Origin of the sequence: Peterkaempfera podocarpi, assembly GCF_042466665.1 — a bacterium.
GTDB classification, from domain to species: domain Bacteria; phylum Actinomycetota; class Actinomycetes; order Streptomycetales; family Streptomycetaceae; genus Peterkaempfera; species Peterkaempfera podocarpi.
Map to the genome: position 1 here is coordinate 8,823,473 of NZ_CP162102.1, position 6,000 is coordinate 8,829,472.

Below are 6,000 nucleotides of genomic sequence, written 5' to 3' on the forward strand. Positions count from 1 at the left end.
TTTCTGCTGTCGAGGGGGAGTCCTCGGATCGGCACCGGCGGGCGGCACCGCTGCCGTGCGGGGTGGCGTGCCGCGGGCCGCGGTCGGCGCCCGGCGACCGGGCCATTGGCGCGCCGGGACGTGCGAGGTCGGACGGTCGCCGGCGGCAGGCCCGGCGGGGGTGGCGCCGCAGGAACCCTAGGGGTCTCCCGCGGCGGCCGGCCCGCTCCCGGTTCAGGTGTGTTCCAGCAGGTGCCGGACCCCATCGCGGATGAGTGTGGCGCGTGCCTGCTCGGTCAGCCAGGTGGCGGTGGATCCCTGCGCGGTCTTGTTGACCAGCAGGACATCGTCGACGGCCTCGGCCACCGGATACAGGTGGCTGATGACGGCGACGCGCTTGTCCCGGGTCACGCTGCTTTGTAGGACGTTTAGGGTTTCGTCCAGGCGGTTGGAGTCCAGCGAGCCGAAGCCTTCGTCCAGGAACAGGCTTTCCAGTCTGCTGTGGCTGCGGCTGTGGAGCTCGACGAGTGCGAGAGCCAGCGCGAGGGAGGTCTGGAAGGTCTCTCCGCCGGAGAGGGTCTCCGGGCCGCGTGCCAGGTTCGTGGCGAGATCTACGATCTGGAAGTCCTCGGTGAACGCGTAGAGCCCAGCGGACAGCTGCTGGAGGATCCTGCTGCCGTGGCTGAGCAGGGAGCGCGTGCGCTGCTCGGTGAGGTAGGCGAGGAACTTCCCGTCGGTGAGTTGGTCGCTCACGCTCTTCCAGACGCCGACCTGCTGCTCGGCTGCCTGCAGGGCTTGGTCCAGCGCCTGGGCGTAGGGGATCTGGGACTCGGCGGTGCGCAGGTCGGCCTGGGCTCTTTCGTGTGCTGCCTCGGCGTCGCTGGTCTTGCGGCTGAGCGGGTCGAGAGCGGCGGGTGCCAGCAGATCACCGTTGGACAGCACCGGGAATCCGGGGTCCGGGTCGGCGTCGGCGGCGACCGCGCCGGCCTGCCGGGCGAACTCCTCCTCGAACGCGCGGATCTCCTCGGCGGCCTGCCGCGCGGCCTGCTTCAGGTCGTGCGTCAAGCGCTGGCCCGCCGAGGTCAGGGCGGACACGTAGGCGTCGACGCTGGCCAGGTCGGACCCGTCCGCGGTGGGCGGCAGCTCGAGGGGCGTCGGGTCGCCGAGGACGCTGCGGGCGTCGGCGGCGGTGTCCGCCCAACGCGCGAGTTGGCCGACGAGCTTGCGTGTGGGCGTCTCGACGGTGCGCTGGCGCCGTCCCTCCAGTGCCTGCCGGTCCACGGCGTTGGCAGCCAAGGCATCCTTGGTCTGCTCGTGTTCGCGTGCCGTCGTCTCGAGCTGGGCAAGGCGCCTTCCGGCCGCTTCCCGCGAGGAAGCGATGTCTTCGGGGGAGGGAAGTTCATCGGGGGAGGGCTGGGCGGGGCGGGCCGAGGTGGGGAGCTCGGCGATCTCCTTCAGCAGGACCTGCAGGTCGGCCTCGGACTGCAGCTGGGCTTTGTCCAGCCGCTTGCGTTCACGCTGCAACCGGCCGCGCCGGCGTTTGAGATCGGCCCGGGCCGCCTCGTTCTCGGCCTGCGCTGCTACCAGCTCCGCCTGGGCGCTTTTGAGCGCTGCGGCCGCGTCCGCTTCCACTTCGCGCAGCGGCTCGACAAGCGCCGCAACGGCGGCGGCGAGCTGGGGCCGGGTCTGCGGTTCGCCCTCGCTGAGCGTGTGCGCCTGGACGGTCGTCTGCTGGCGCATCGCGTCCAGTGTGGTAGCTCTGGCAGGCGCGGCGGCAGCCCGCACCGCGTCCACCAGCTCCTGCATCTGGAGCAGAGCCGCCTCCATGCGCTCGCGGGCGGCCTCGTACTGGCGCCGGTGCCTCTCGGCTGACTGTTCGGCTGCGCTCAGCTGGGAGGCGGCCTCCGCGTGGGCGGACACGCCCTTGTTGAAGGCCTCCAGGTGCTTGCGGACCTCACGCTTGGCCCGGCTCAGGGCCTTGCCGTCCAAGGGCGACGGGGCAGTGAAACCGCTGGGGACGGGCTGGGCGCAGACCGGGCAGGCGTCGCCCGCAGCCAGGTGGGCGCCAGCAGTGTGGGCCGCGTCGCTGCGCTGCAGCGCAGCGACGGCGTCCTGGGCCGCTTCGTGCGCGCTGCGCAGCTCACTCAGCTGCGCCTCCCGGCTGCTGCTGCGGCCGTGCAGGTCCTCGACCTGCTTAAGCGCCGTGCCCTCCGAGTGCCGGTGCTCGGCGGCAGCGGAGGCTTCCTGCAGCGCCGCCCGGACGGCGTCCCGGACCCGGTCGGTGCTCGCACGCACCTCGGTTGCGGCAATCTCGGCCCGCTCCGCCGCTTCCCGAAGGGCCACCGCCTGCTGTTCGCGCTGCTTCAGGTCCTGGCCCGCGGCCGTGTCTTCCTGCTCCTGCTCGCGATGTTGAAGCTGCTCCTGGCTCAGCCGCTGCGCCCGGGCGTTCAGGTCGGCGACACGGTCGGGGAGGCGCGACAGCACGGTCAGGGCGCTGGACAGGGAGCGGACCGTGTCGCCGGCCTGCGCGGCCGCGTCCAGCGCGGCCTGGGATACGCCCAACTGCCGGTTCAGATCGGCTGCGGCCGCCTCGAGGACAAGCGCTTCGGCGTCGATGTCCTTCTTCATCTGGGCCAGTGCGGCCATGGTGGCGCCCGCGTCGGCCACGCGGCGGTCCCGCAGCGACCGCGTCGCCTTGTCGAGATCGGCCTTGCGGTGCTTGCACTCGGCAGCCCGGCTCTGAGCGTCGCGTAGGCGGTCCAGCCGTTCGCGTCGCCGGTTCGCGATGCCGCGGGTGCGTTCCACGTCCAGCTCCGCCTGGGCGGCGCTGGCGCGGGGATCGTCGTGGAGGCGCGCACGGGCCTTGGTGGCTTCGGCAATGCCCGCATTGAGCCGCTCGATCCGCGCCGTGGTGTGCTTGCGTACACGTTCCAGTTCGTGGATGCCGAAGATGTGCCGCAGGATGTCGGCGCGGTCGGCTCTGGGCGCTTTGAGGAGCGTGTCGAACCGTCCTTGGCGCAGCAGGACGGTGCTGACGAAGCCCTGCCAGTTCAGCCCGATGATCTGGGTGATCGCCCGGTTCACCGCGCCCATGTTGTCGACCTTCTTGCCGGCGGCCCCGTCGGTGAGGGGCTCGAGCACGGCCTGGGGGTGCTTGCGGCTCTTGCGCAGGGTGCGGCGGACGCGCCAGGACTGGCCAGCCACAGAGAACTCGAACGTGACGCTCATGTTGTCGCAGCCGTTGCTGATCAGCTCGTAGCCGTCCGCGGCCCACGAGCTCCGCCCGTACAGGGCGAAGATGATCGCTTCGAGGAGGGTGGTCTTGCCCGCGCCGGTGTCGCCCAGGATGGCGAGGAGCCGCTTGCTGGTGAAGTCGATGGTGCAGGTGCCGGGGTAGCTGCGCACTCCCGTGATGATGAGCCGCTGCGGCTTCACGATGCCTCCGTCCAGGTGTGTTCCAGCGCGGCCTGCAGCATCTCCTCCGCGGGCGCCGGTGGCGGCGTCTCGTCGTCGATTTCGGTGAGCAGGTGCGCGAAGGCGGCGACGGTGGCCTCCGCGGCGCTGCCGCTCATTCCCCTGCCGGCCAGGTAGGCGCGCAGGGCGTCGGGGAGTTCCGGTTCGTCGGCGGGATCGGCGTCCAGGACGGCGCCGGGATGAGCCTCGCGCGCCGGTGCGGCGTTGACGAGGATCGCGTGGGGGACGATCTCGGCGACCGTGCGGCCCAGCAGCGGATCGGGCTCCTCGCCGGTGATCACCGCCTTGAGGAAGGTTCCGTCGAACTGCGGCGCCATGGCCCGCAGTTCGTCCAGGGTTCCGGTGAAGTGAGCCAGTTGACGGCCGCTGGACAGCCGGCGCGGCATGACCCGGACGGGCCGTCCCGGCTCGGCGTCGACGATCACGACGCTCTTGGATTCGCCGGCCTCGCCGAAGTCCAATTGCAGGGGGCTTCCGGCGTAGCGGGCGGGAAACGGCACGCCTCCTACGGGCTGCGGAGCGTGGATGTGCCCCAGGGCCGCGTACGACACCGCCGGAAGATCTGCGGGAGCGGTCGCGTAGGCCTCGTTCAGGTCCACGGAGCGCTCGCTGCGGGAGGGGCGGGCACCGGCGACGAAGACGTGGGCGGCGAACAGCAGGATGTCCCGACCGGGGTCGTGCCCTTCGCGCAAGGCGGCCATCAGCTCCGCCTGCAGGCCGCGCATCGCCTCCGCGTAGTCGGCGTACGTCGTGCCGAATACCGAGGAGTGCTGCCAGAACCGGTTCGGATGCACGAACGGCATCACGGCCAGCCGGATCCGCTGCTCACCGCCGCAGGCGTCGAAGGTGAGGACGCCCCCGTCGTGCGGCGGGCGGAGCTGGTCGACGAAGAACAGGCCCCGGCCGCGGGACGGGCCGCTCACGTAGCCCAGGAACTCGAAGTAGGCGGGGGAGTCGTGGTTCCCGGCCAGGACCACGGTGGGCGCGACGGCGGCGAGCTCGTCCAGGGTCCGCATGGCGCGCATCAGGTCCCGGGAGGCGGGGCGGGAGGAGTCGAACAGGTCGCCGCTGTGCACGATCAGGTCCGGCTGGCTCTCCCGTGCGATGCCGACGATCTCGGCTAAGACGGCGTCGAAGTCCTCCTCACGCGAATGCCGGTCCAAGGTACGGCCCAAGTGCCAGTCGGAGGTGTGGAGCAGTCTGCTCATGCCTTCATGAGCCCTTCTGGATGCGAAGCGTAGGAAGACACCCGTGGTGTCTCATGAGCCCGGGACTGTACACGAGAATCACAGGGAACACAGGAAACTTGAGTGGCTGTTAGCATGCGGGCATGCACGAGCACCTGGACGCTCTGGAGAAACGCATGCAGCACCTGCAGCACGCGATGCGGCAGGCGCACGAGCAGCACGACAGCGCCCAGGTCAACGCCCTGCGCCTGGAATTGCAGCGCACCCAACGCGCCTGGGACGCACTGTTCGCCCCGGATGGCGAACCGGATCAGGCCCAGCCAGCGTCTCCGTCACCACCCGCCTTCGAACGCGCCTGGGCAGACGCACCCGCCCGCGAGCAGGTCCACCAAGCCCTGGCCCTGCTCACCGTCCCCGCCGCGCCCCAGCTCCTCAGCCAGGTCCACGAGGCGTTCTTCTCCCGCCCCCTGAACACCGCACGGCTGACCACTCTGCGCCGCGACGAAGAACGCTCTTTCCGGGCCACCCCCTTCGCCCGCCCCTATTACGTGTGCTCCGCCCTGACATTCGACCTGCTGTCCCCGGCCCGCGCCCTGCTCGCCCTGAGCACCTGGCCGCTGGAGCAGCGCCTGGTAGGACCGCTCACCCACCGGGTGAACTTCCTCACCTCGGCCATGCGCCTCGCGGACGCCGCCGAGCGCCTGCCCGGCGACGGCACACCACCCGAACCCGTCCAACGGCTCCTCCTGCGCTGCGCCCGCAACATCCCCGGTTACCCCGCCCGAGGCCCACTCGACCTCGGCCGGCTGCGCCGGGCCGCCGCAGCCGAGCGGGAAATCCACGCCAGCGACGACGCCGATACCCGCGCCGAGGCGGCCCGGCGCGCACGACAGCGACTCAGCGACGCGGACCAGATCTTCGGCAGCCCACTTCGCAACGTCGCACGCGAACGCCGCAGTTCGTGACCCCGCCCCTTCGACTGCACGGCTGTGCCCCGTCCCTTCGAGGAAACCAGTGAGTTCGCTCGACGCACGATTGGACGCCCTGCGAGGCTCCTCCCCGCCGGTCCCGCACAACGCACGAACCCTGGCGGCGCTGCCGAGCACTCATCCTCAGCGCGGCACGCGACCCCTCAGACGCCCGCACCCTGCTGGACCATCCCGTACTGCGCTTGACCGTCGCCGGCCACCAGGCCTACCTCGAACCCGATGCCATCGCCTTCCAGCGCCACGACACCGCGCAGCGCCAAGGCACCTTCCACATCGTGGAAATCAAGCCGCAGCGACCTCGCCGCCGCACTCGCCACCACACGGCCCCGCTACACCCCCGGCTGCCGCCAGCACTGCGACCTGGCCTTCCA

Annotated in this window: 4 protein-coding genes; 2 read left to right on the forward strand and 2 right to left on the reverse strand. The window is 71.2% G+C overall.

Going from position 1 to position 6,000, the window contains the following annotated elements; all coding sequences use genetic code 11:
* Positions 1-213: 213 nt before the first annotated feature.
* Positions 214-3,414, reverse strand: coding sequence for an AAA family ATPase (locus tag AB0761_RS38490; protein ID WP_377273887.1), 3,201 nt, complete (start codon positions 3,412-3,414; stop codon positions 214-216).
* Positions 3,411-4,661 (reverse strand): exonuclease SbcCD subunit D, encoded by a 1,251-nt coding sequence (locus AB0761_RS38495; RefSeq protein WP_377273888.1) that lies wholly within the window; start codon positions 4,659-4,661, stop codon positions 3,411-3,413. The genes AB0761_RS38490 and AB0761_RS38495 overlap by 4 nt, the downstream gene beginning before the upstream one ends.
* A gap of 122 nt (positions 4,662-4,783) precedes the next feature.
* Here AB0761_RS38495 and AB0761_RS38500 point away from each other — a divergent pair, with 122 nt between their 5' ends.
* Together AB0761_RS38500 and AB0761_RS38505 are read left to right on the forward strand one after the other, a co-directional pair.
* Entirely contained in the window at positions 4,784-5,605 is an 822-nt protein-coding gene (locus AB0761_RS38500) for a hypothetical protein (protein ID WP_377266747.1), read from the forward strand.
* A 206-nt stretch (positions 5,606-5,811) separates the two neighbouring features.
* Positions 5,812-6,000: hypothetical protein (locus AB0761_RS38505; RefSeq protein ID WP_377273889.1), on the forward strand; the 189-nt coding region annotated here is incomplete at its 3' end.